Annotated in this window: 18 protein-coding genes; 9 read left to right on the forward strand and 9 right to left on the reverse strand. The window is 46.0% G+C overall.

Annotation, left to right across the window (positions count from 1 at the left end):
* The first annotated feature begins 135 nt into the window (after positions 1-135).
* Complete coding sequence (gene metE / locus ACFFJH_RS11100; protein WP_390212622.1) at positions 136-2,451, forward strand: 5-methyltetrahydropteroyltriglutamate--homocysteine S-methyltransferase; 2,316 nt, start codon at positions 136-138, stop codon at positions 2,449-2,451.
* 174 nt (positions 2,452-2,625) lie between these two features.
* Here the strand turns inward: metE and ACFFJH_RS11105 are convergent, their stop codons facing one another.
* Together ACFFJH_RS11105 and ACFFJH_RS11110 are read right to left on the reverse strand one after the other, a co-directional pair.
* On the reverse strand, positions 2,626-3,960 hold the full coding sequence (locus tag ACFFJH_RS11105) for a dipeptidase (RefSeq protein ID WP_390212564.1): 1,335 nt from the start codon (positions 3,958-3,960) through the stop codon (positions 2,626-2,628).
* 229 nt (positions 3,961-4,189) lie between these two features.
* On the reverse strand, positions 4,190-4,948 hold the full coding sequence (locus ACFFJH_RS11110) for a DUF4272 domain-containing protein (protein ID WP_390212566.1): 759 nt from the start codon (positions 4,946-4,948) through the stop codon (positions 4,190-4,192).
* Between the two features lie 41 nt (positions 4,949-4,989).
* Between ACFFJH_RS11110 and glmU the strand changes: the two genes are divergently transcribed.
* Positions 4,990-6,393: a bifunctional UDP-N-acetylglucosamine diphosphorylase/glucosamine-1-phosphate N-acetyltransferase GlmU gene (glmU, locus tag ACFFJH_RS11115; protein ID WP_390212569.1), complete on the forward strand. Its 1,404-nt coding sequence runs from the start codon at positions 4,990-4,992 to the stop codon at positions 6,391-6,393.
* 1,046 nt (positions 6,394-7,439) lie between these two features.
* Here the strand turns inward: glmU and ACFFJH_RS11120 are convergent.
* Positions 7,440-7,901 carry an Lrp/AsnC family transcriptional regulator gene (locus ACFFJH_RS11120; protein WP_390212571.1) on the reverse strand — a complete coding sequence of 154 codons (462 nt, stop codon included), beginning with the start codon at positions 7,899-7,901 and terminating at the stop codon, positions 7,440-7,442.
* 222 nt (positions 7,902-8,123) lie between these two features.
* On the opposite strand from ACFFJH_RS11120, the gene glmS reads away from it, so the two are divergent.
* Positions 8,124-9,953 carry a glutamine--fructose-6-phosphate transaminase (isomerizing) gene (glmS, locus tag ACFFJH_RS11125; RefSeq protein WP_390212574.1) on the forward strand — a complete coding sequence of 610 codons (1,830 nt, stop codon included), beginning with the start codon at positions 8,124-8,126 and terminating at the stop codon, positions 9,951-9,953.
* Positions 9,954-10,066: 113 nt separating this feature from the next.
* Positions 10,067-11,146, forward strand: coding sequence for a Fic family protein (locus ACFFJH_RS11130; protein ID WP_390212576.1), 1,080 nt, complete (start codon positions 10,067-10,069; stop codon positions 11,144-11,146).
* 357 nt (positions 11,147-11,503) lie between these two features.
* Here ACFFJH_RS11130 and ACFFJH_RS11135 read toward each other — a convergent pair whose 3' ends face one another.
* From ACFFJH_RS11135 to ACFFJH_RS11145, 3 genes are all read right to left on the reverse strand, one after another.
* Positions 11,504-12,877, reverse strand: coding sequence for a type II toxin-antitoxin system HipA family toxin (locus ACFFJH_RS11135; protein ID WP_390212579.1), 1,374 nt, complete (start codon positions 12,875-12,877; stop codon positions 11,504-11,506).
* Between the two features lie 3 nt (positions 12,878-12,880).
* The gene (locus tag ACFFJH_RS11140; protein ID WP_390212581.1) at positions 12,881-13,375 is read right to left on the reverse strand and encodes a helix-turn-helix transcriptional regulator; all 495 of its coding nucleotides are present in this window, start codon (positions 13,373-13,375) and stop codon (positions 12,881-12,883) included.
* A 263-nt stretch (positions 13,376-13,638) separates the two neighbouring features.
* A complete protein-coding gene (locus ACFFJH_RS11145; RefSeq protein WP_390212583.1) occupies positions 13,639-15,780 on the reverse strand; it encodes a winged helix-turn-helix domain-containing protein in 2,142 nt (713 codons plus the stop codon).
* Positions 15,781-15,970: 190 nt separating this feature from the next.
* Between ACFFJH_RS11145 and ACFFJH_RS11150 the strand changes: the two genes are divergently transcribed.
* Together ACFFJH_RS11150 and ACFFJH_RS11155 are read left to right on the forward strand one after the other, a co-directional pair.
* The gene (locus tag ACFFJH_RS11150) at positions 15,971-18,271 is read left to right on the forward strand and encodes a CocE/NonD family hydrolase (protein WP_390212586.1); all 2,301 of its coding nucleotides are present in this window, start codon (positions 15,971-15,973) and stop codon (positions 18,269-18,271) included.
* A 366-nt stretch (positions 18,272-18,637) separates the two neighbouring features.
* Positions 18,638-18,943, forward strand: coding sequence for a hypothetical protein (locus tag ACFFJH_RS11155; RefSeq protein WP_390212588.1), 306 nt, complete (start codon positions 18,638-18,640; stop codon positions 18,941-18,943).
* Positions 18,944-18,946: 3 nt separating this feature from the next.
* Here ACFFJH_RS11155 and ACFFJH_RS11160 read toward each other — a convergent pair whose 3' ends face one another.
* Positions 18,947-19,195 carry a hypothetical protein gene (locus ACFFJH_RS11160; RefSeq protein WP_390212591.1) on the reverse strand — a complete coding sequence of 83 codons (249 nt, stop codon included), beginning with the start codon at positions 19,193-19,195 and terminating at the stop codon, positions 18,947-18,949.
* Between the two features lie 65 nt (positions 19,196-19,260).
* A complete protein-coding gene (locus ACFFJH_RS11165) occupies positions 19,261-20,343 on the reverse strand; it encodes an IS110 family RNA-guided transposase (protein WP_390212593.1) in 1,083 nt (360 codons plus the stop codon).
* A 154-nt stretch (positions 20,344-20,497) separates the two neighbouring features.
* Here ACFFJH_RS11165 and ACFFJH_RS11170 point away from each other — a divergent pair, with 154 nt between their 5' ends.
* The 3 genes from ACFFJH_RS11170 to ACFFJH_RS11180 all read left to right on the forward strand — a co-directional run bounded on the left by ACFFJH_RS11170 (position 20,498) and on the right by ACFFJH_RS11180 (position 22,067).
* Complete coding sequence (locus ACFFJH_RS11170) at positions 20,498-20,890, forward strand: hypothetical protein (RefSeq protein WP_390212596.1); 393 nt, start codon at positions 20,498-20,500, stop codon at positions 20,888-20,890.
* A gap of 82 nt (positions 20,891-20,972) precedes the next feature.
* Positions 20,973-21,350 (forward strand): DUF7079 family protein, encoded by a 378-nt coding sequence (locus ACFFJH_RS11175; protein WP_390212599.1) that lies wholly within the window; start codon positions 20,973-20,975, stop codon positions 21,348-21,350.
* Positions 21,351-21,464: 114 nt separating this feature from the next.
* Positions 21,465-22,067, forward strand: coding sequence for a hypothetical protein (locus ACFFJH_RS11180; RefSeq protein WP_390212601.1), 603 nt, complete (start codon positions 21,465-21,467; stop codon positions 22,065-22,067).
* 42 nt (positions 22,068-22,109) lie between these two features.
* Here ACFFJH_RS11180 and ACFFJH_RS11185 read toward each other — a convergent pair whose 3' ends face one another.
* Positions 22,110-22,526, reverse strand: coding sequence for a bacteriohemerythrin (locus tag ACFFJH_RS11185; protein ID WP_390212603.1), 417 nt, complete (start codon positions 22,524-22,526; stop codon positions 22,110-22,112).
* Positions 22,527-22,533 lie beyond the last annotated feature (7 nt).

The raw sequence follows: 22,533 nt of genomic DNA on the forward strand, positions 1-22,533 counted from the left end.
CATAGCGAAATACTTAGTCACTACTACTTAGTAACTAGTAGTCAGTAGCGAAATTCAGTACCGAAATTCAGCACTGAAACCCAGCACTGAAACCCAGCACCGAATACTTAAAATTTTAAACAGCAGGAGCATATGATGAGCATCGCCCATATTTTAGGATTTCCGCGCATAGGCGCACAACGTGAGTTGAAATTTGCCCAAGAAGCTTTTTGGCGTGGCGAAATAAATGAGGCGACTCTGCGTGATGTCGGAAGTGATTTGCGCGCGCGGCATTGGGCATTGCAACAGGAAGCGGGCTTGGATTTTGTGACGGTTGGAGATTTTGCTTGGTATGACCAAGTGTTGAGTACGCTCAGTTTATTTGGTGCTTTACCTAGCCGTTATGGTTTTGACGGTCAGCACACGAGCTTAGAAAATTATTTCACCGCCGCCCGCGGAAATACACAACATGTAGCGATGGAAATGACCAAATGGTTCGACACCAATTATCATTATTTAGTCCCTGAATGGACAGCCGATACCGAGTTTCAGCTGCAGAAAAATAATGCATTACTAGAAGAAGTTCGGCAAGCACAGCAACTTGGTCATCGAGTCAAAGTCAGTTTGCTTGGCCCTTTGAGTTTGCTGTATTTAGGTAAGGTGAAATCAGGTTTAAATTCTTCTTTGGACTTATTGCATAAGATACTTCGGGCCTATCAAAACTTGTTGAGCGCTTTACAAGAAATCGGTGTGGAGTGGGTGCAAATCGATGAGCCTATTCTGGTTGTAGACTTGAGTCCAGAATGGTTGCGAGCGTTTGAACCTAGTTATCAGTTACTGAGTGCGAAGGCGCCTAAATTATTGCTGACTACTTATTTTGATGCGGTTGCCGAGCATGCGGATTTACTACATCGTTTGCCAGTCGATGGTGTACATATTGATGTAGTGCGAGCACCGCAACAGTTGGAAGCATTGCTGAAGGATTGGCCACAAGGGCGGGTTCTCTCTTTGGGAGTGATTGATGGTCGTAATATTTGGCGCGCTGATTTATCGACACTTCTTCAACGATATCTTCCAGTCCAAGTCCAGTTGCAGGATAAGCGAGCGCCCTTGTGGTTGGCCGCCAGTTGTTCTCTATTGCATGTACCCGTTGATTTAGATGTGGAGAATAAACTCGATCCAGAATTACGTTCTTGGCTGGCATTCGCCGTACAAAAACTGACGGAAATTGTTAGTTTAAAACATGCCTTGGATGGACGACTAGAAACGGTACAAGCGCAATTCACCTTGGCCGATGCTGCGCTACAAAGTCGCCGCGTTTCTAAACGTATTCATATCGATGCAGTGCAGAAGCGGCTAACGCAAGTTCAACCCAGGGATGCAGAGAGAAAGTCACCTTTCGCACAGCGTATCATCGCGCAACAACAGCGATTTGATTTGCCATTATTTCCTACAACTACGGTAGGTTCATTTCCTCAAACTGCAACCATCCGTCAGGCTCGTGCTGCCTATAAGCGCGGTGGTCTAAAACATCTGGAATATCTAGAGGCGATGCGTGCCGAGATCGCGCACGTCGTCGCGGCACAAGAAAAAATCGGGCTCGATGTTTTGGTACACGGTGAAGCTGAACGCAATGACATGGTGGAATATTTTGGTGAGCAATTATGGGGTTATGGCTTCACTCAATTTGGTTGGGTACAAAGTTATGGTTCGCGCTGTGTAAAACCACCATTTATTTACGGTGACGTTTGTCGACCCGAAGCGATGACGGTGACCTGGAGCGCTTATGCACAAAGCCTCACACAGAAGCCTATGAAGGGTATGTTAACTGGGCCGATCACGATGTTGCAATGGTCGTTCGTACGCGATGATCAGCCACGCTCAACCACAGCGCTGCAAATTGCTTTGGCCTTACGTGATGAAGTGGCTGATTTAGAAAAAGCGGGAATCGGAATGATACAAATTGATGAGCCAGCATTTCGTGAAGGGCTACCTTTGAAGCAAAAAGATTGGACTGCGTATTTAGAAAATGCCGTGCGCGCATTCAAATTATGCTCTGCCGTAGTTAGCGATGAGACGCAAATTCATACCCATATGTGCTATGCCGAGTTTAATGACATCTTGCCGTGGATTGCCGCGATGGATGCGGATGTCATCAGCATAGAAACGTCGCGCTCCGCGATGGAATTATTAGAAGGATTTAGCGACTTCGCTTACCCAAATCATATTGGCCCTGGCGTCTACGATATTCATTCACCGCGCGTCGCAAAAATGAGTGAGATGCAAACCTTACTGCAAAAGGCGCGCCAACTATTGCCCGATCAAAGTATCTGGGTAAATCCTGATTGTGGTTTGAAAACGCGTGCTTGGCCAGAAACCATGGCGGCATTAGAGCACATGGTGCAAGCAGCGAAGTTGTTGCGTGCGAGTTGTGCAGAATCTGAAGACGAGGCACATCAACATTGTTGTTGATGGTGGAGACGGCTATAACGCTACAACCTGAGCGTCTTTGCGGAGAGTGGTTTTAAGTGTAACTAGACAATGCAAATTTCGTAGGACGGATGAAGCCCGCGCCGCTTAGACTTTCGATGGACTGACGGCGCGGGTTTCACTCTTTCTCGCATTTGATGGTTGAAAGAAGAATTTTTATTTTTGCGCTTGTAATTCTTTCGCGACTTTTTCTACATCGCCCATGACGCGCAATAAATTACCACTCCACAGTTTGGCGATTTGCGCTTCGGTATAACCTCGACGCACTAATTCCAAAGTGACGTTGAACGTTTCACCTGCGTGGTTCCATCCGTCGATGCCGCCACCACCATCGAAATCAGAGGAAATGCCGACGTGGTCGATGCCGATCTTGTTGACTGCGTAGTCGATATGATTGACCAAGTCTTTAACAGTGGCTCTAGTCGGTGCTGGGAATTTGGCATCAACTTCATCGAAGCGTTTTATGATTGCGATACGTTGTTCTTCGCTAAAGCCGCCAACAGGGCCACGGCGCAAACCTTGGGGAGAGACATTGTTTGGTAATTGGAATTCGTCACGCACAGCCTTAATCGCGGCGCGGCGTTCAGGTGAGTCTGTCTTTAAATAGCTGTTAAAACCAACGATCTGGATGACGCCATTATTTGCTTTGAGTGCCAGCAATTGTTCATCATCCATATTGCGGCTGACATCGCATAAAGCCCGCACCGAGGAGTGTGAAGCGATGATAGGCGCTTTAGTAATCGCCAAAGTTTGCATCATGGATTCTTTGGATGGATGCGATACGTCCACCATAATGCCCCATTTGTTCATCTCACTGATGACTTGCTTGCCCAGTGGTGATAAACCATTCCATTTCCAACCAATGGCTTCGCCCGTATTGGAATCGGATAATTGGCTGTGACCTTGATGCGCGAGTGACATATAACGTGCGCCGCGTTCATAGAATTGTTTGACACGTCGCAAGGCGACTTTTTCATCGCCCAAAGGATAGGCATTTTCGACACCAATTAACGCAACTTTTTTGCCTTTGGCATAAATCCGTTTGACGTCAGCCACACTGCGTGCAAATTCAATTTGATTCGGCGCCAACACGGTGGTCATGCGATGTATGCCTTCAAATAAATTGATGGCGCTGTCATAAGCACGTTTGTATCCAGCAGGTTCGAAAGCATCAGCTTCGGTCGATTGTCCAGTGTAGACAATGAAGAAGGACGCATCTAAGCCACCGGCAATCATCTTCGGCAACGTGACTTGATTTTCTAAATCTTGTGCGTAATTACGAGAAAAACCAAAATTATTAATATCGATATCATTATGTGTATCAAGCGTGAGCACCCGTTTGTGTATCGCTTTTGCCTTCGTGATTAGTGCTTCTTCACTCGACGCTTTGACGGGAGCCGCGTAGCTGACCGTGGTCGTGATACTAGAATTGGCAAATAAGGCGCAGATAATGACGGCCATAGGAAGTTTGTGGCGTAGGGGTAGTCTCATAATTTTCCTTGTTGATGTTGTAGTGAACCGGGTTTTAATAGTTAATTACTTAGTTAGTTGCTTAGTTGGTAGCCTATTTAATCGCTTAATTAACTGTTTATCTAATTCTTTTACACCGTCCCGATTTGCCGCTAAATCTACCTAAAAAGCGGGAGCAAATTGGTCGGGGATATCTTGATCCACATCGATAGACCAGCCTTTAATACGAAGGTTCCCTGTATTTTCTAGCCTATGCAGTAGTTTCGGTGCTGACTTGATCCCAATCTTGCTCGTCGTCGTAGCAACACATCCAATTGACGGCTTGATGCCATTCTCTGACCATTGCGCTATCAATATTGCCCGGGCTAGGTTTGCCATTGAGTTGCGCATGTCGTACCGCCCAATGTAAGCGATATAGCAAATCTGACCAATTCATTATGGCATCTTTACGGCGTAGTTTGATTGCGTTAGTCAGGGATAATGAGTTGTCGCTGAGTGGCTCAGGATTCGGGCTGTCTAGCCTTGGGAAGTACTGCAATATCGTGTCGCTTTTGATGGGCTTGCTACTCAAATCAATGTTGTCCAATAGACCTGCGCACCAGGCCAGAAAATGAAAGGCATGTCGGCGTTCAAGAAACCGGATGCGCTGTTGTGGAGCCATGAATTGATCTGTTAGAAACGTCGATTCTTGCGCAGATAATGCGCCTAATAAACCGCGTTGACTCAAGTAATGGTGCAGCACCTTCGCTCGATTAGGATCTTCGTCGCTCGCGGCTTGACTTACTGCCCATAGTGCCCACAGTCTAGCTTCGACCTCTGGTTTGCTGCGCAGCGTGACTTCGTCGTCAGCCTCAATCACATGCAGCTGTACATTAATGCGTATGCCGCGTTTGTGGAGTTGAAGTTCGGAGGCTTCTTTTCTAAGTTCGGGCGTCATAGCTGGGTAAAAATTTCTAAAGAAGTTCGGATTATGACACTGCAAGCCCAAGGCTCCAAGGTGGATCGGCATGATAGACTTGCGGCTTCTAGTTTCTTACTTATACAAAATTTATGAACGTCGTCATTCTTGCTGCCGGCATGGGCAAACGCATGCAATCGAATCTCCCTAAGGTGCTGCATCCTATCGCTGGTAAAGCCATGCTACAACATGTGATTGAGACCGCGCGCGAGGTCTGCGCTACTACTCGTAAAGATGCATCTGACATGGGGGCGGCCAAGATCTGTGTGATTTATGGGCATGGTGGCGAGCAAGTGCCGACCGCAGTTGCAGCAACGGTTTCGGAGGAGGGTATTTCTTTTGCCAAGCAAGAGCCACAATTGGGGACTGGGCATGCCGTAGCGCAGGCCATTCCATATCTGGATGATGCGGTGCCGACCTTGATTTTATATGGCGATGTTCCTTTGACCCGCAGTGCGAGTTTGCAAAGATTGGTGGCTGCCGCAGGCTCGGATCAATTAGCCATTTTGACTGCGCATATGGCTGACCCAACTGGTCTAGGTCGCATCATTCGTGAGGATGGAAAAATCTGCCGCATCGTTGAGCAGAAGGATGCGAATGCAGCTGAACGAATGGTTACTGAAGTCAACACAGGCATTATGGTGGCGCCAACCATCGCCTTAAAAAAATGGCTGGGACAGCTTTCCAATCAAAATGCGCAAGGTGAATATTATTTGACGGATATTGTCGCTAGTGCGGTGGCCGATGGTGTCCTCGTGACCTCGGCGCAACCCGACGCTATTTGGGAAACTCTGGGCGTGAATAGTAAAGTTCAGTTAGCTGAATTAGAGCGTTTGCATCAAAAAAATATCGCGACAAGTTTGTTGGAGCAGGGAGTTACTTTGCTTGATCCAGCGCGCATCGATGTACGTGGTAATTTGGTTTGCGGGCGTGATGTTACGATTGATGTGGGTTGCGTGTTTGAGGGGCAAGTGGAATTGGCGGACGGCGTTAAAATTGGCGCGAATTGCGTGATTAAAAATGCAAAAATCGGCGCAGGCAGTGTAATTAAAGCGTTCTGTTATATTGAAGATGCCATCGTCGGCGAGCAAGGACAGATAGGTCCTTACGCACGTTTGCGTCCCGGCGCGGAGTTGGGTGAAGACGTGCATATCGGGAATTTTGTGGAGGTAAAAAATAGCCAGATCGCGGCCCACAGCAAAGCCAATCATTTAGCTTACATCGGCGATGCGACCATCGGTAGTCGGGTCAATATTGGCGCAGGCACGATCACCTGCAATTACGATGGTGTGAATAAATTCCGTACCGTGATCGAAGATGATGCCTTCATCGGTAGCGATAGCCAATTGATTGCACCGGTGAGAGTCGGCAAAGGTGCGACCTTGGGCGCTGGAACGACGCTATCCAAGGATGCCCCAGAAGGTAAATTAACGGTATCGCGCGCACGACAAATAACCGTCGAAGGCTGGCAGCGCCCAGTTAAAATCAAAAAGTAAATTGAAGTAAGCGAGGCAGTGAGGTGCGAACGTACTTCACTCGTTGAACAAATAACTGAGCAAATAACGGAGCAAATAACGGAGCAAATAACGGAGCAAATAACGGAGCAAATAACGGAGCAAATAACGGAGCAAGCAGCTGATTGCGCCAGTTGGCGTTGTGCGTGATGGAGAATTGGTTTGGAGATTTGATTTAGGTTCTCGCCACTAGCCAGGGGGAAGAATATCCCCCTAGTCAGACTGCTTTCATAGTGCTCGTTCTGCTTTGAGCGAGATACTTGTCGCATATCTATGAACGCTGTCTTAGCTACAAGATTTGCCAGTGTTTGCTGGGCTTTGCTTCTGATTTACTACTGATTTACTGCTTACATCTATTTTCAAATGCATTAATCTGACTACTGCTTATTCATTCTTATTACTGCATTTAGAGCTTTATTTCGTGTTACTACTATCAAAATTGCTACCGAATTAGTTGGTAGAAGAGTCGATGAAGTAAGCAGAGAATACAGCAACTACAGCAACCATTGTTACTACCAGTTGGATTTCTACGAATGCGTTCAACATAATATTTCCTTATTTAAGATTGATATGATTAAGTTAATTTCAAACATTTGTCGTTTCTCTGTTTGCGTTTTGCGCTCAGTGTTGCGACAGGTAGAATCATAGCAATACGATAAATATAAATACAATTTTGATTTGTAATGTCAGTCATTCATAAAAAGTATATCTTGTCATAGTCAAGAAATAATTTGATGTTAATCAAAGCTTTTGAAAGTATTTGTCGTGCATATGCAACGATAAATGTACTTTTCTTTAAGTTGGGTTTGATTTTCTTGGTTTTTAATCTATCTCTTGCAATATTTTCGTGTGAGAACGAGCGCAATTTGTCTGGCCGGATCTTTTATAAGCGAAGCAAAAGCGTATTGCTTGAGTGGATTTTTAGATTTTGGAGCGCGAGCTCAACATTGTTTACATGCCTGGGTAGATGCTGTTGATAGCTGAAGGGGAGCACTAGCCTTGTGAGTTCACCTCTACGCTGAGTTATCTTAAGTTACTACCACTTGCGTTTCAAATTTGCTGCGTGAGATGGAAAAAAAGCTCCGTACATTGCGTACATTGGCATGTGTCGCAAACAAGCGATGCGCTAAGGCGTGATAAGCCGCCATGTCAGCAACTTGTATGATCAACACAAAATCTGGGCCAGGTGAAACGCGGTAACATTGTTGGACTGCGATTTCTTGGGCAAGCAATTGCTCAAAAGCCACCAGATGCTCACTGGCCTGATGATCGAGCGTAATTTCAACGATGGCAGTCAAACCCGCGCCCACTTTTTCTGGCGCAAGAATCGCGACCTGTCTCGCGATGATCCCAGATTTCACCAGACGATTGACGCGGCGTAAGCAGGTCGCAGGTGAGGCGTGCACCAAACTCGCTAAGTCTTGATTGCTAAGTGCGTTATCTATTTGTAGTTGTTGCAGAATACGCTTATCCAAATCATCTAAGCTCATTGGTCTGCATTCCTTCTTCGAATAAATTAAGTGAAATATTCATTCAAAATAATTAGATATTTAAAATATTTAGCTATCTTGATGTTGGTATGTAGAATTATGTCATTAATGAGAAAATTTTGAGTGAAAATTTCTTCATCTTGAGATTAGCATACTGCAATACGTCAATTCAGACGCATCTATTCTTAAACAGAGCTAAACAAAGCTCAAGCGGAGGTCTCTATGTGTGGCATCGTCGGCGCAGTAGCACAACGTAATATCACTCCTATCTTGTTAGAGGGCCTCAAACGCCTCGAATACCGCGGCTATGATTCTTGCGGCGTCGCCTTGCATGTCGATGGCAAATTGCAGCGTTCACGCAGCACTTCGCGCGTCGCCGAGTTGCAAGCGCAAGTCGAGCAAACTGGCTTAGCAGGTTTTACTGGCATTGCGCATACACGCTGGGCAACCCACGGCGCACCATCTTCCGCCAATGCGCACCCGCATTTTTCTCGTAATGGCGAGAATGCGCGTATCGCCTTGGTACACAACGGCATTATTGAAAACCACGAAGAGCTACGTGCTGAACTGATGCAAGCCGGTTATGTATTTGAAAGCCAAACCGATACCGAAGTCATCGCCCATTTGGTCGATCATTTATATAGCGGCGATTTATTTGACACCGTACAACAAGCGGTCAAACGTTTAACCGGTGCGTATGCAATTGCCGTGTTCTGCCGTGATGAGCCACATCGCGTGGTCGGCGCCCGTCAAGGTTCACCACTGATCGTCGGAATTGGCAAAGGTGAGAATTTCTTAGCATCTGATGCAATGGCCTTAGCAGGGACCACCGATCAGATTATTTATTTAGAAGAAGGCGATGTCGTTGATCTGCAATTGCAGCGCGTATGGATTGTTGATGTGAATGGCAAGCAAGTCGAACGCGAAGTGCGCACTGTGCACGCCCATACTGGCGCAGCAGAATTAGGCCCATATCGCCACTACATGCAAAAAGAAATCTTCGAACAAGCACGCGCATTAGGCGATACCTTAGATGGCATCACCAATATCATGCCCGAGCTATTTGGTGACAAGGCTTATCGCGTATTCAAAGAGATCGACAATGTCTTAATCCTCGCTTGCGGCACCAGTTACTACGCAGGCATGACTGCAAAGTACTGGATAGAATCCATCGCCAAAATTCCAGTCAATGTGGAAATCGCGAGTGAATATCGTTATCGCGACAGCGTACCCAATCCTAAGAGTTTAATCGTCACGATTTCACAAAGCGGTGAAACGGCAGATACACTCGCTGCCCTCAAACACGCACGCGAACTCGGCATGCCGCACAGCCTGACGATCTGCAATGTCGCCACCAGCGCCATGGTGCGTGAATGCGAACTCGCCTACATCACGCGCGCAGGTGTCGAGGTCGGAGTCGCTTCCACCAAAGCATTCACAACACAACTCGCTGCCTTATTTTTATTGGCGCTCACGCTAGCGCAAAGTAAAGATCGTTTAAGCGAAGTGCAAGAACAAGATCACATCAAAGACCTGCGTCACTTGCCAGTAGCGATCACCGCAGTACTCGCGCTAGAACCACAAATCATCGCTTGGGCAGACGAATTCGCTCGCAAGGAAAACGCACTTTTCTTAGGTCGCGGCCTGCATTACCCCATCGCACTCGAAGGCGCACTAAAACTCAAAGAGATTTCTTACATTCACGCAGAAGCCTATCCAGCAGGTGAACTCAAACATGGCCCACTCGCACTCGTCACCAAAGAGATGCCAGTAGTCACGGTCGCACCAAATGACACGCTAATCGAAAAGCTCAAATCGAATATGCAAGAAGTTAGGGCACGCGGCGGCGAACTCTACGTCTTCGCCGACGCCGATTCCCGCATCACACCAAGCGAAGGCGTACATGTAATCCGCCTGCCAGAGCACTACGGCATGCTGTCGCCGATTTTGCATACGGTGCCTTTGCAATTGCTCGCGTATCACACGGCATTGGCAAGGGGGACTGATGTTGATAAGCCTAGGAATTTAGCTAAGAGTGTGACGGTGGAATAAGGTCTAATGTATAGAAAACTGATTTTTCTATACATATTAAACTGGTCATGTATAATTTTTTCGGGTTCTTATATATGTAATAGCTTTGAAAGCTAAAAAAGCGCGAAATTTATATGTTACTACCGCACATTAAATTACCTCTGCCTGACATCACCCAATGGGAGACACGTGCAGTATTAAAGAAAACGGCAGAGGCGCATCGTTATCTGGCAGAGTTGAAAGGGGTGGCGGCTAGCATTCCTAATGAAGCCATCTTAATTAACACGCTGGTTTTGCAAGAAGCGAAAGACAGTTCAGAAGTAGAGAACATAGTCACCACACACGATGAACTCTACAAAGCTAATTTGTTTGAAGAGGCGGTAGTGAATCCAGCTGCTAAAGAAGTGCAGGATTACGCGTTTGCCTTAAAACAGGCCTTTACCGTTGTTCGTCAAAATAAGCTCATTCGCTTGCACGACATTTTGACCGTGCAACAAGATATCGAGCACAACAACGCTGGCTTGCGTCGCCTGCCTGGCACAGAACTCAAAAATGCTCGTACTGGTGAAGTCGTCTATACCCCGCCGCAAGACGCCAATGAAATTGCCTGCTTGATGGATAATCTGGTGCAATACCTCAATGACGATAGTCTTTGTGATGCAGATCCTCTAGTCAAAATGGCGATCATTCACCATCAATTCGAGAGCATTCATCCCTTCTACGATGGCAATGGTCGCACTGGACGCATCTTAAATATCCTATATTTGGTGGCTAAAGATTTATTGAATTTGCCTGTGCTGTATTTAAGTCGTTTTATTATTCATCACAAGGCAGCCTACTACAATGAATTGCAAGCGGTGCGTGAGACCGGAAATTGGGAGCCGTGGTTATTGTATATGCTCGATGGGATCATCGATACCGCACAAAACACCATTTCGATGATTACGCAAATGAAGGTGCTGATGACGGAAGTCAAGCACAAGATGCGCACTGAACTGCCGAAGATTTATAGCCAAGATTTGTTAAATAATTTGTTTTATCACCCATACACCAAAATTGATTTTCTGGTCGAAGAGCTAGATGTGAGTAGAATCACCGCGACCAAATATCTAGAGTTGTTGGTGGAGTGTGGCATTTTGCAAAAACAAAAAATAGGTCGCGGCAATTATTATGTTAATCAGCCACTGTGTAGTTTGTTGATGATGCATAGTTAATTTCGCCCAGAGCAGGATTGTGCTGAATACTTCTTTACTCCCAAAACATTGATTTAATACAGAGCTTGTGTAGTGTGAAATGAGCTAAATCACAAACTTAGACTTTGTGCTCTACGTCGGCGGGATATTGATCTGGATAAAGAGGCGTCGTAGTGCATAGATATCTTGCCAGGTTACAGGGTGAGTCGCACTATCAGCCCACTCGCGCGATGATAAATAACATTTGGCTCGCGTTACCGCACAACGCATCGCAGCCGAATTGATCAATGCTGTAGCCTTACGTTGGGCTTCACTTTGTTTAGCCGCAACCTACGATTGTGACAGTGGTATAGCTATTTGAATCCAATAGAATTACACCTATTTTTCCGCCGACTGCCCCTGCAATTTCTTCAACTGCCGCAAAATCCCTTGCAAAATACTATCAGCCAGATCCTGGGGAAACCACGCGGGAACCAGTCGATATGCATCTCGTACAACCCGCGGTGTCTGTACGATCAACTCCTCGATAATGCGTTCTGCGGCCTGCGCACCTAGATTGACTTGTTGTGCCATCGTTGACCAGTGTCGGCGTTGGATTCGATATATATCGTAATAATTGGTACTGCCTCGTACCGCCATCGCTAGCTTTGCGTTGCGCTGCTGGATTTTATTTTTCCCTGTACCAACGATAGGGTGTGCGGATAAAACATCGTACAAGGGAGTTGCGCGGTAACGTCCGCGTGGCAGTAGTGCGATGCTGAAATTCTTGGCGTGACCATCGGTTGCCATTAGTAGCCAGAATATGAGTTGTGTTTTGAAAAAATGGTAGCGATCAACTTCGGCGGCTTCTGAGCCGAGCAGTATTTGCATAATTCGTACTATGCCGGGGCCGCCTTCCCGCTGATATTTCTCCAATGGAGAACAGCCTACCACTTGGCACATATCTTCTTGCGGTAAGCGCGCTATCCAAGTGCCATCATCGGAGAATTTTCGGTCGAAGCGTTCAACGCCTAATACCTTTTGGTCTTCAAATTGTAGGACGGCGGTGCGTGCGATCGGTAGGCCGAACAATTCTATAATTTGAGCGCAAAGCCATTCGTTTTCTACTGAGGTTCGGAAATCCGCCTGCATGGCACCGACCAAGCCTAGTGGTAGTTTTAAGATGTGAGTCGTTGGCGTACTTCCTTGCGGGAGTAACCATTGATCCTGATGCCAAAGTAGTGCAGTCTTCTCTTGTGCGCCAGCGATTGAGAGTCGTAAATCCGGATTGGCATCGGAACGTGCCAATCCCTCCGTAGGCGTAGTGGTAGATCGCAATAACTGCGCAATCCGCTGTTCATTCAACGGTTCACCAGTGATGCTGAATAAATCGTCAGGAACTTGATCTACCGGTAGTAGCTGCGTCGCTCCCACGCAATCGCGACCAATAGCGCTGAGTAGTTCGAATGGTGATGTTCCACCTACTTGATGGCGCTGCACCAGACGCCGCCGAATTGGCTCGCTATCTGGCAAGAGATTGTCGAAGTAATTCGTCACCACCTCGCCGGAGTAGGTGGCGTTATCCGCCCGAAAAGGCATAGACAAGGATAGTGGGCGGCCTTGCTCGTGTGCCAACCATTGTTCAAAATAAGTGAACGTTGAATTGTTTGCAGTATTAGTCCACTGACCTACCGGAATGCCATTGAGCCAAACATTGAGGCTTCCTCGATTACGGGCTTTACGTGCGTTGCGACTATTTTGTGTAAGAACCATTTTTCACCATTTGGTCTTGTCGGATTGCTTGATTGGTTGCGGCCAAGTCTTGATCGATTTCTCACTATTCAACTTTGTACTATTTGGTTTGGCTTTTGGCGTCTTACTCATGTAGTCCGCAGATTTCTGCGACACGGTAGTTGGTACTTCATTACTATTTTGTGTTTGAGTTGGCTTGCTTGGGTACAGTCTCGTCTTTTCCTGAATTGCGTAGGTGTCTTTTAAATTTTTTTGATGCGCTAGTGGGGTATTGTGATCGCCGACGAATGCCTCTGTAATGAAAGCTGATGGCGAAAAACTGAGTTCAACATTTAATAGGCGCAAAATGGTATACAGGCGTTCCACACTCGTGGAGTGCAAGTTTGATTCAATTTGCGCATAGCTTTGCTGGGTTATTCCCAGCTTCTCAGCCATGGCCGCTTGTGTTAGACCCGCTCGTTTCCGAAAACCTTGGACAAGTGGTTTTAACTGGTCGATAGTTTGAAGTGAGAATTGCATAGGAAGATCCATTCTTAGGTAGATCTACAGCTTATGTCATGTATTTTAAAAAAACAAGATATAAGCTGTTAATATTATTTACAGTTTATGGGCTGTATTGTAATTGTTGTTTAAAGTGCGCCTTTAAACGATATAGTTGCGTTTGGAACTTATTTTTTAATCTCGGAAATGTCTACGAAATTAAGAGATGCTGACGCGTTGGATGGCTCTGGTCGTAGACATCGATACCTTTTTCAATTGAATGACGCTGAGAAACTGTTTCTTTATTGGACCATCACTGTGCGATAAATATCAATATTCTGCGGCGGTGATTGATGATAGTAAACGCCAGCCTTACTAACATTAAAATGATAGCTGTCGGCGGTCACTAGGATTTTGGGTGATTGATCCGCGATTTTTTGCATGAGTTGTAAACGATGAGTAGTGCGGCGTTGCCAGTACCATGCGTCGCCGTGTTTTTGGATGTTGAAGATTCTGCCGGATAGCCAGTCGATTTTTTCTGCGTTGAGTTCGGTCACTTTTCTTGGTATTTTTCCTGCGTGGAGATCTCCTGCTTGATTGATCCACAGCGTGTCTTCTTCTCGTTCAGAAAATTTCACGTACTGCCATTGGTCATTTTCTAGCGTGCTCGCTTCCGTGTCTAGGTGGTAGTAGTTGATCTGCCATTTGCCATTGACGTTGATGCTAAAGGCGATGGTTTGATTGTCTTTGAATGAGACTGAACGCATTTCTCTTTGCGGTAGTTTTACTTTGGACCACGCACCTGTGTTGGCGTCGATCAGGTGGATTTCATTCAGACTGAGTGCTAGTAATTGCTTGCCATCGGGCCTCCATTGCAGATCGATGTAATGCCTACCGTCGTTGAATTGGCTGAGTCTTTTTGCGGTATGGTTTGTGTTATTAGGTGCAGTGTTGGAGACCGCCTGCCGTAGCCAAATTTCCTCGCTACCAGTGGCCAAACTAATGAACGCTAGGGTTTGATTTTTCTCTGAAAAAGTCGCGAGCCTATCATCGACTGAGTTCGTCACTAGCTCAATTGAATCTTGCGTATCAAAGCGAAATTGGTGAATGTTTTGATTAGATTCGCCAGCAGGAAAGAGGTAATCCTTACCGTTGCTATGTCGCGTTGGCGCTCTCAAATTCAAATTTCCAGAATAAATCGGGTAGGCATTATTGCCGCGTAAATCGTAACTGAGTAATTGATTTGCCGGATGTTCACCCATCAAAATGACGCGATCGCCTTGCTGACTCCAAATGCCGCAGCAAATATAGGCATCAAGTTTGAATAGTAGTTTGAGTTGATCAGTGTCTAAATTGAGTTCATAAAAACCTTCCCATTGTTGCTTGTCGGGCGACGAGATCAATAGCTTATTTTGTGTTGGATGAAGATCAAACTGGCTATTCCCGCCGATGACGAGTTCAGGTTGCGGGAGTCGGCGCTTTTTTCCTGTTTGTAGTTGTAGTTCGAATAAAGAGTAAGGCAAATTTCGGCCTTCTGATTCGGCGTAAATGAGTCGATTTTTATCGTGCGTGAATTCTATTTTTCCATAGCTCCCTGCGGGACAATTGTGGATTAAGCGCGGTGCAGAAAATGATTTTCCTTGCACATCGCGAATGTAGTATTGGCAGGATTCTGGGGTGGTCACCAAATAAACGATTTGTGTTCCGTCATCACTCCAATCGGCGGGGCCAACCGAAGTGGTTTTTGCAGCGCCATGGTCGAACACGAAAACATTTTCATCTGGCAAATTTTTTATCTTCAAGATCATTTTATTTTCGATTACTTCGACATAACTTAACATGGTGCCATCGGGCGATAAGTTGGGAAGTACATCCGCGCCTGCGTCGCGCGTGACGGCGATGGATTTGGTACTTGCAGTCGGCTGTAATATTTGATTCTTTTGAAGGAAATGATTCAGTCCAATCAAGCTAACGATCAAAAATGCACTTACTGCGAGCCATATCAATTTGTCTGGTGATTTCTTTGATGCGGAAGACTCGATCGATATTGCTTCAGTATCATTGCTCGGCACCTTCTTGTTCTCAGGATCGCTATCGCCAAGTTCAAGGGTTTCAGTTGCTGGAATTTCTTTTTCGACGGCGCGCACTTGCGCAATAAATTTATAGCCCTTCTTAGGAAAGGTCGCGATAAAACGTGGGCTTTTGGCATCGTCATCAAAATGCCTACGCAATTTGGTGACCACTTTATTCACGGCGCTATCCGTCACAACCCGGCCAAGCCAAACCGAATTGATTAGCTCATCTCGACTAACAATACTGTCTGGATGTTGGCAAAAATAACTGAGCAATTCGACTGCCATCGGTTCAAGCTGTTGCACTTGCTCTTTGCTGCTCAGGGTTTGTTGTTGATCGCAAAAAAGGAATTGTTCGATTTGCCAGCGCATGAATTTTGGAGTGAAGATGTTATTAGTTAGAAAAATATCACGTTCAGTGTGTTTTGTGAGCTAGTCACATAGGCGGAATTGGCGAAAAACCGCCTAAGTCATCAAAAGTCATGAAAAGTAATGTTGTCGTCACGACATTTCTGTGGTGTTTTTTTATGCTCCTTCAATTCATTCAACATGGAGTCAAGCTATGAGACAAATAAAGCCATCCGCGATCATGGTATTCATCGTGCTAATTTTGCAAGCGCTGATTATTGAATATGCCTGGTCTAGCGAAACCTATCAAAAGCCCGCTAGCCTAGTCGGAGTCAAAATGGAGCAAAGGGCGGATGCACTGCAATTATTGCAATCAGATCTGTTTCGACAAGAATTAAATGATTTGGTAAAGCGCGCGAAGCTAAGCTCTGATGATGCGAGCAGAGATGACGACAAAATTGCCATCGCTTCCTTCTTAGGCGATTTTCATCAGACGCATGCGCTCATCGCTAAACAAAAAAATCCCTTGGGCTATTTTCACTACTCAAGTGATGCGTGGCTAAGGCAAGCATCGTCCGATCCGAATCAGATCGATGCACAAACACTTTTGAAGTTCATGACGACCAAGCTTGGTGCATATTCGAACGAGGATTTATACAAAGTTAGCTATTGCCTAGGTTGGTCGCTAGAGATTGGGCAAGACTTTATGTTGCGCTTGTTTAAACAGCTCCAGTCTAGTGCGGCAATTGAGAAGAGTGACATCGTTAAGCTCGTGACCAACTACCAGCTTTACAAAGTCTACGAGCGAATTCTTGGAACGGGAAATCAAGTTCTCACCGCAGAAAATGATAGACGCTATGTGATTGAACCAAACGTGCTTATCAAGACAAAATCCGGTGTGAGTTTATCCGCAGTGGTCGTTAGACCAAAACAAGATGCTATCAAGCGTCCTGCTGCTTTTCAGTTTTCTATTTATGCCGATGAAGCGTGGCACATCAAAACGGCAATCCATGCCGCAGCGCACGGTTATGTGGGCGTGATTGCCAACACACGCGGCAAGCGCTTAAGTCCAGATGAAATCATTCCATGGGAAAAAGAAGGTGAAGATGCAACGCAAGTCATGGATTGGATCACCCACCAAGCGTGGAGCGATGGTCGTGTCGCAATGTATGGCGGCAGCTATGCGGGATTCGTTCAATGGGCCGCTGCCAAATACATGCATCCGGCATTAAAAACCATCGTGCCTTATGCCGCCGCCAATCCGATGACCGGGCTTCCTATAGAGAACAATATTTTTATCACCCCTAATTATCAATGGGCGTTTCATGTGACAAACAACAAGACCATGGACCATTCTGTCTATGCAGATAGAAAGTATTGGGATGATGTGTTTGAAAATTTGTATAAAAGTGGCCGCGCTTTCCGAGATATCGACAAAGTTGAAGGGACACCGAATCCATGGTTCCAAAAATGGCTCAAGCATCCAGACTATGACAGCTATTACCAACAAATGCTGCCCTACAAAAACGACTACAAAAAGATCAATATCCCTGTGCTATCGATTACTGGCTATTTCGATGGAGGACAAATTTCAGCCATCGATTTTTTGAAGCAGCACTACCAATATAATCCAAAAGCGAATCACACTTTGCTGATCGGTCCGTATAACCATGGCACCGCGCAAGGTGTGCCATATTCGCACCATAGTAATTATCAACTCGATCCAGTCGCTTTAGAAAAAGACACAGAAGAACTGACCTTCCAATGGTTTGACTATGTGCTATTCAATAAATCACGTCCCGCACTATTAAAAGACAAAGTCAATTATCAACTGATGGGCAGTAACACGTGGCAGCATCATCCACCATTGCAAAAGTTAAACCAAGAGGCGCAGACTTTTTATCTTGGTATGACACAAGATCAGGACGGTTATTATCGACTGACATCGAGTAAACCAAGTATGCTGAGTTTTGTAGCGCAAACCGTGGATTTGGCTGACCGCAGCACCACAAATAACGACGCGGGTATGTGGCCTTTGATTCACAAGCAACTACCAAAAAGTAACGGTCTTGTGTTTATTACTGAACCGTTCACAGAAACGATGCAACTTGCAGGAAGTATCACTGGTCATTTTTCTATCGCCATCAATAAACGTGATGTCGACATAGGTTACAACTTTTACGCAATCTCACCGGAAGGTGAGGTAGTTTTTCTTAACTACTATATTGGCCGCGCCAGCTATGCGCATGACATGTCGGTGCGCAAGTTACTGACCCCCGGAAAGAAAACACAAGTACCAATTGTGAATGCGCGAATGACAGCAAAATTACTGCCACCCGGCAGCCGACTTGTGCTCGTGCTGGACGTGAACAAAAACAGTAACGCTCAGGTCAATATGGGAACAGGCAAAGACGTCAGCGATGAAACCAGTGCAGATGGTAAAGAGCCTTTAGAAATTAAATGGTTCTCGGATAGTAAACTGGTGATTCCGCTTAAACCTTGGCGCTTGAAATAGTGACGTAGTTCACGGCAACGATAGCAAAAGCTAGTCGTAGTAAGTGATGAAATTTTATGACATTTTAGATTGCGCGGTTTTTCCCTTCCCCTTGAAGTGGAAGGCTGGGATGGGGATGGGTTTCTGTCATTTACTTTTTAGATCTCATCCACAAAACCCAACGAAACCCATCCCCACCCTAGCCCTCCTCTTGAAGGGGGAGGGAATTTATCGCTCAAATTACGCTCGCGTCAAACTTTGAGCTTGCTACCTTAATTGAGTTGCATTCACACGTAGCAAGAGATTTGAAAGGCTTGGAACTTTCTTGATGAAGATTTAAGAATATGTTAACGTCGGCTTCTTTTACTTTAAAACAATTTGGAAATCATGAGCAGCATTGGTCTTATTTTTCGCGAAGATCGCGAGCTTTCTGCCCTACCTGAGGATTGGATTCCCGAATCACTCGGCTCCCGTCTGTCAGTCGCTCAAGCGCTTGAAGAATGTTTGACTCTCGCAAAAAAGCCACTGAGTCTTTCGCTTCGTCTTGAAGGAAAAGAAGAAAGCGAAGAGCCTCGAACCATTTCGGTTTCTGGCGTCTGGGGTGAAAACGAATTGGCGCTAATAAAGTCCGTTTGTGAAAGGTTGAGTGCCCGTTTCGATGATGCAGAGTCTGGGGAATTTGTGGAAATATAATTTCTAACCTTTCGTATATGGACTCCCCCGAAAGTACAAGAAATTAATCAATAGTTTTGGCGCGAGGAATAAGCCTGCAGTCGTATATCCGGCATCTAATTTGGAATCTATTTTGTTCCGTGCCGACATGGAATCTGCGTCATCATTGCGCCACTCGCTAGTTGAAGAAACATCGGGCAGGCGTGAAGCTGCCGGAAGCGCAGTTTGAACATGATCGGCGTTCAATGATCTGGTTGCGTTGCCTTGTGCCATGATGGGTGATTAATCTCTACGCAAAGGCTGGTGGGAAATCATTCTTTCAATTCTTAATTGGTGAATTAAGCTGGCATTGCATACGAAGTCCTTTCTAATTTTTTATTCATGCGTTGTACGGTTCCATAGTCTTCACCATCACGCAGCGTGGCGTAACAAATGCGGGCCAGTTTGTTGGCTAGTGCGCAGGCCGCTTTGTTGTGGTTAGTTCGACCTTGCACTTTCAGTGCCCAGCTTCGTAGATCGTCTAAGTGTCGCCCCGCACTAAAGCTGACGCTAGCCGCTCGCAAAACGGAGCGTGCCCCGTGCGTTAAAAGCATACGAAGATAGCGATCACCGCGTTTGGAAATGTGTCCTAGGTATCGCGTGTTACCAGATGAGTACTCTTTCGGCGTCAGTCCGAACCAGCTCGCGAAATGACGAGCATCTTTGAAGTGAGCAACGCTTCCACTTGTGGCAGCAACCATCGCGGTCGCCGTTAATAAGCCGATGCCCGGTATTGAAAGTAGGGTTGTGCATGCTGCACTTTGCTTCGCGAGCTGGGTCAGTTCTTTTTCTAATTGGGTGACTCGTGCTTCAAGTAAATGGATTTCTTCGATCAGCAACTTCATTGTTCCGCGTATCAGATGAGGAACAGAAGTATTTGGATCGGCTAGAACGCGTGAGATTTGTTCTATGCCGTTGGGACTTCCAGTCGCAACGGAAATACCAAATTCACGACAGAAACCGCGCAGTGCATTGATGCGTGAGGTGCGCGTTCCCATCCACAGTGAACGTGTGCGATGCAAACCTTGCAAAGCTTGTTGCTCAATCGATTTAATCTTAACAGGGCGAATATCGGCACAACGCGCAGCTTCTAACAACGCACATGCATCGGCGGCATCGGTTTTATTGCGTTTTACATAAGCTCTAATGTATGCTGCGGGAAGTAACTTGACTTCGATACCGAGAGCATTAAGAGACCGAGCCCAATGATGAGCAGAGCCACAAGCTTCCATAATGACCAGCGAAACGTTGCGATTAGTGAACCATCGTTCGAATTGTGCACGAGTCAATCGGTGTTGCTCGATTACTCGCCATTGTGTGTCGGCGACCGCAAGTTGAAAAACAGATTTGGCCAAATCAACGGCCACAGTAGTAGTATTCATAGTGGACTCCTTACGTTGAAATCTGATCCCCATCCCCAATGTGAACCAGTGCGCTTAATATCGCGTAAAAAGACGGGGGAGTCCATCCCATCAGTCAAGCGGGACGCTACGCCCCCTTACCTTCAACGTTGACAGTGTGAACGTTCAGCCTCACATGAAAATCACCTACGATCAAACTTATCAAGCACCACTAACCGATATCGGCGCGGAACTAGTACGAATGATCAAAGACCGCGACTACCATTCGATCGCAGAACGTTTTGCCTATGCATTGGCTTACGATAGGCCGATTGTAGAAGCGATCACTGCTGACATCGATTTTTGTCTTGTCGGAGAACAGCGTTCCGCGATCATCTGCCAAGCTAGTGAAGCGCGCATCCTTGTGAACTATTTTAAGCAAGAAAATAGTTCTAATCTTTTCGGGTTGGTGGAATGTTTTATGCCACTCAGCCAAGATACAGGCGAGTTATTAGCGACACTAATTGTTACCATCAGCGACCAGGAATATCATGTGTGTCTCGAAGATATTGCATATATAGCCCAATAAGAATTTTCTGGAATCGTCGCAATTTTCTTCACTGCTTTTTTCACTTGTATGCATCCCAAGTTGTGCCTATGTTGGAAATTCGATGAAAATGAATCCTCCCGAACAAGACGTAGAAGACAGAACCCCAATTTGGGATTGTATGCAGGATTTGTATATGGATACCGATGTCACGCTGTCCTACAACTTCATTGCCCAAAAATGTGCTGATTCTAAATACAGTATCGAGGAGTTGGAGAGGATATTATTTAATGAAGTCTTGCCGGCCCTTAGATTCAATATGTTCGATTTGCCTGCACCAGAGTGGGCAGGCTTTCCAATCGATTGGGTGGTCAAGCGAGTTCTTTCTAAGCATCGATTTGGCAAAAGAAAACCTTGGATTTTACGTAGCTATACCCAGATTCACTGGCATGAAGTTAGGCAATTGATTCAGGAAACTCGACAGAGAAATGCAGAAAAATAGCAGTCGCGAATCGCTTGAGGTAACACTTACACACCATAACCCAAAATTGCACACTGAAAATTCAGTACAGCTTTGTTATGATGGCCGCGACGTAATTCAAATAAAGGGTAAAACATGTTCTCATGGCGTTGGCTGCTCGCGGCAGTGATTGTATTTGGTGGTTGGCATCAGTATCAACAGCGTGCGCAGAAACCGATTTCGCATGCTAGTGGCGTTTTGGTGCAACGTGAGCCAGTGCAAACGATGCTTGATCGTGGTGATAGTTGGCAGAAGGGGGATTACACGATCAAGGCACTTGCAGATTTTGATATTGAAGCGCGTATCTTGGCGAAGGAGTTGTATAGTTCTGGTCGCGAGGCGGATTTGTCGCCCGTGGATTTGGCATTGGGTTGGGGAGCGATGTCGGATTCTGAAGTTTTGTCGGCATTAACAATCTCTCAGCGTAATCGTTTTTATTTTTATCGCTGGGAAGATCAACCGCCACGTCCTCCCGCTGAAATTGCCAGTCATAGCGCCAATATGCACATGATTCCAGCTAACTCGCAAATCGAGAAAACCTTGAAGGAATTGCGTCCAGGACAAATTATTCATTTACGCGGGAAATTGGTCGCTGTGAGTGCACCCGATGGCTGGCGTTGGCAATCGTCGTTGACGCGTGAGGATACCGGTGCGGGGGCTTGCGAATTGATACACGTCGAAAGTGTGGAAGTGAAGTAAGCGGCTTTGATTGTGATGATTATTGAGAAGATCGCAAACAGGCTATTTTTTACCGAGCTTTTCTTTCTTTTGTAAGAACACTTTGATCTCTTTATCCGAGCGACGGATGTGCAGCGATAGCCAGTCGCGCAACACGGTTGATAATTGTGATGGAACGGTGATACTGCCGGTTTCGTATTTTGTTTGTAGCTCATTGAGTTTGTTGACAAACTGTTGATGGCCTTGTTTGTGTCGCTCTAGATTTGGGAAGTGCAGCGAAGCCATAATGTGTTCTTCACGCTCAAGATGATCTTTGGTGTAGTTGATCAATTCGTGTATGATTGTTTCGATGACTTCGTGGCCGCGGCCAGCGCTGGTTGCCGTGTGTAGTTCATTAACCAAGCGCACTAGATTTTTATGATCGTCGTCAATCGGACCACGATCAATTTCCATGTCGTCGGCCCATTCAAAATATGCCATGTGCTTC

This window comes from Affinundibacterium danionis (assembly GCF_042432465.1).
Lineage (GTDB): Bacteria > Pseudomonadota > Gammaproteobacteria > Burkholderiales > Burkholderiaceae_D > Undibacterium > Undibacterium danionis.

What these genes read in the sequence shown, in the direction of transcription:
- metE (WP_390212622.1), top strand. Translation starts at nt 136, where the DNA reads ATGAGCATCGCCCATATTTTAGGATTTCCGCGCATAGGCGCACAACGT.
- ACFFJH_RS11105 (WP_390212564.1), bottom strand. Translation starts at nt 3,960, where the DNA reads ATGAGACTACCCCTACGCCACAAACTTCCTATGGCCGTCATTATCTGC.
- ACFFJH_RS11110 (WP_390212566.1), bottom strand. Translation starts at nt 4,948, where the DNA reads ATGCCGATCCACCTTGGAGCCTTGGGCTTGCAGTGTCATAATCCGAAC.
- glmU (WP_390212569.1), top strand. Translation starts at nt 4,990, where the DNA reads ATGAACGTCGTCATTCTTGCTGCCGGCATGGGCAAACGCATGCAATCG.
- ACFFJH_RS11120 (WP_390212571.1), bottom strand. Translation starts at nt 7,901, where the DNA reads ATGAGCTTAGATGATTTGGATAAGCGTATTCTGCAACAACTACAAATA.
- glmS (WP_390212574.1), top strand. Translation starts at nt 8,124, where the DNA reads ATGTGTGGCATCGTCGGCGCAGTAGCACAACGTAATATCACTCCTATC.
- ACFFJH_RS11130 (WP_390212576.1), top strand. Translation starts at nt 10,067, where the DNA reads ATGTTACTACCGCACATTAAATTACCTCTGCCTGACATCACCCAATGG.
- ACFFJH_RS11135 (WP_390212579.1), bottom strand. Translation starts at nt 12,877, where the DNA reads ATGGTTCTTACACAAAATAGTCGCAACGCACGTAAAGCCCGTAATCGA.
- ACFFJH_RS11140 (WP_390212581.1), bottom strand. Translation starts at nt 13,375, where the DNA reads ATGCAATTCTCACTTCAAACTATCGACCAGTTAAAACCACTTGTCCAA.
- ACFFJH_RS11145 (WP_390212583.1), bottom strand. Translation starts at nt 15,780, where the DNA reads ATGCGCTGGCAAATCGAACAATTCCTTTTTTGCGATCAACAACAAACC.
- ACFFJH_RS11150 (WP_390212586.1), top strand. Translation starts at nt 15,971, where the DNA reads ATGAGACAAATAAAGCCATCCGCGATCATGGTATTCATCGTGCTAATT.
- ACFFJH_RS11155 (WP_390212588.1), top strand. Translation starts at nt 18,638, where the DNA reads ATGAGCAGCATTGGTCTTATTTTTCGCGAAGATCGCGAGCTTTCTGCC.
- ACFFJH_RS11160 (WP_390212591.1), bottom strand. Translation starts at nt 19,195, where the DNA reads ATGGCACAAGGCAACGCAACCAGATCATTGAACGCCGATCATGTTCAA.
- ACFFJH_RS11165 (WP_390212593.1), bottom strand. Translation starts at nt 20,343, where the DNA reads ATGAATACTACTACTGTGGCCGTTGATTTGGCCAAATCTGTTTTTCAA.
- ACFFJH_RS11170 (WP_390212596.1), top strand. Translation starts at nt 20,498, where the DNA reads ATGAAAATCACCTACGATCAAACTTATCAAGCACCACTAACCGATATC.
- ACFFJH_RS11175 (WP_390212599.1), top strand. Translation starts at nt 20,973, where the DNA reads ATGAAAATGAATCCTCCCGAACAAGACGTAGAAGACAGAACCCCAATT.
- ACFFJH_RS11180 (WP_390212601.1), top strand. Translation starts at nt 21,465, where the DNA reads ATGTTCTCATGGCGTTGGCTGCTCGCGGCAGTGATTGTATTTGGTGGT.
- ACFFJH_RS11185 (WP_390212603.1), bottom strand. Translation starts at nt 22,526, where the DNA reads ATGGCATATTTTGAATGGGCCGACGACATGGAAATTGATCGTGGTCCG.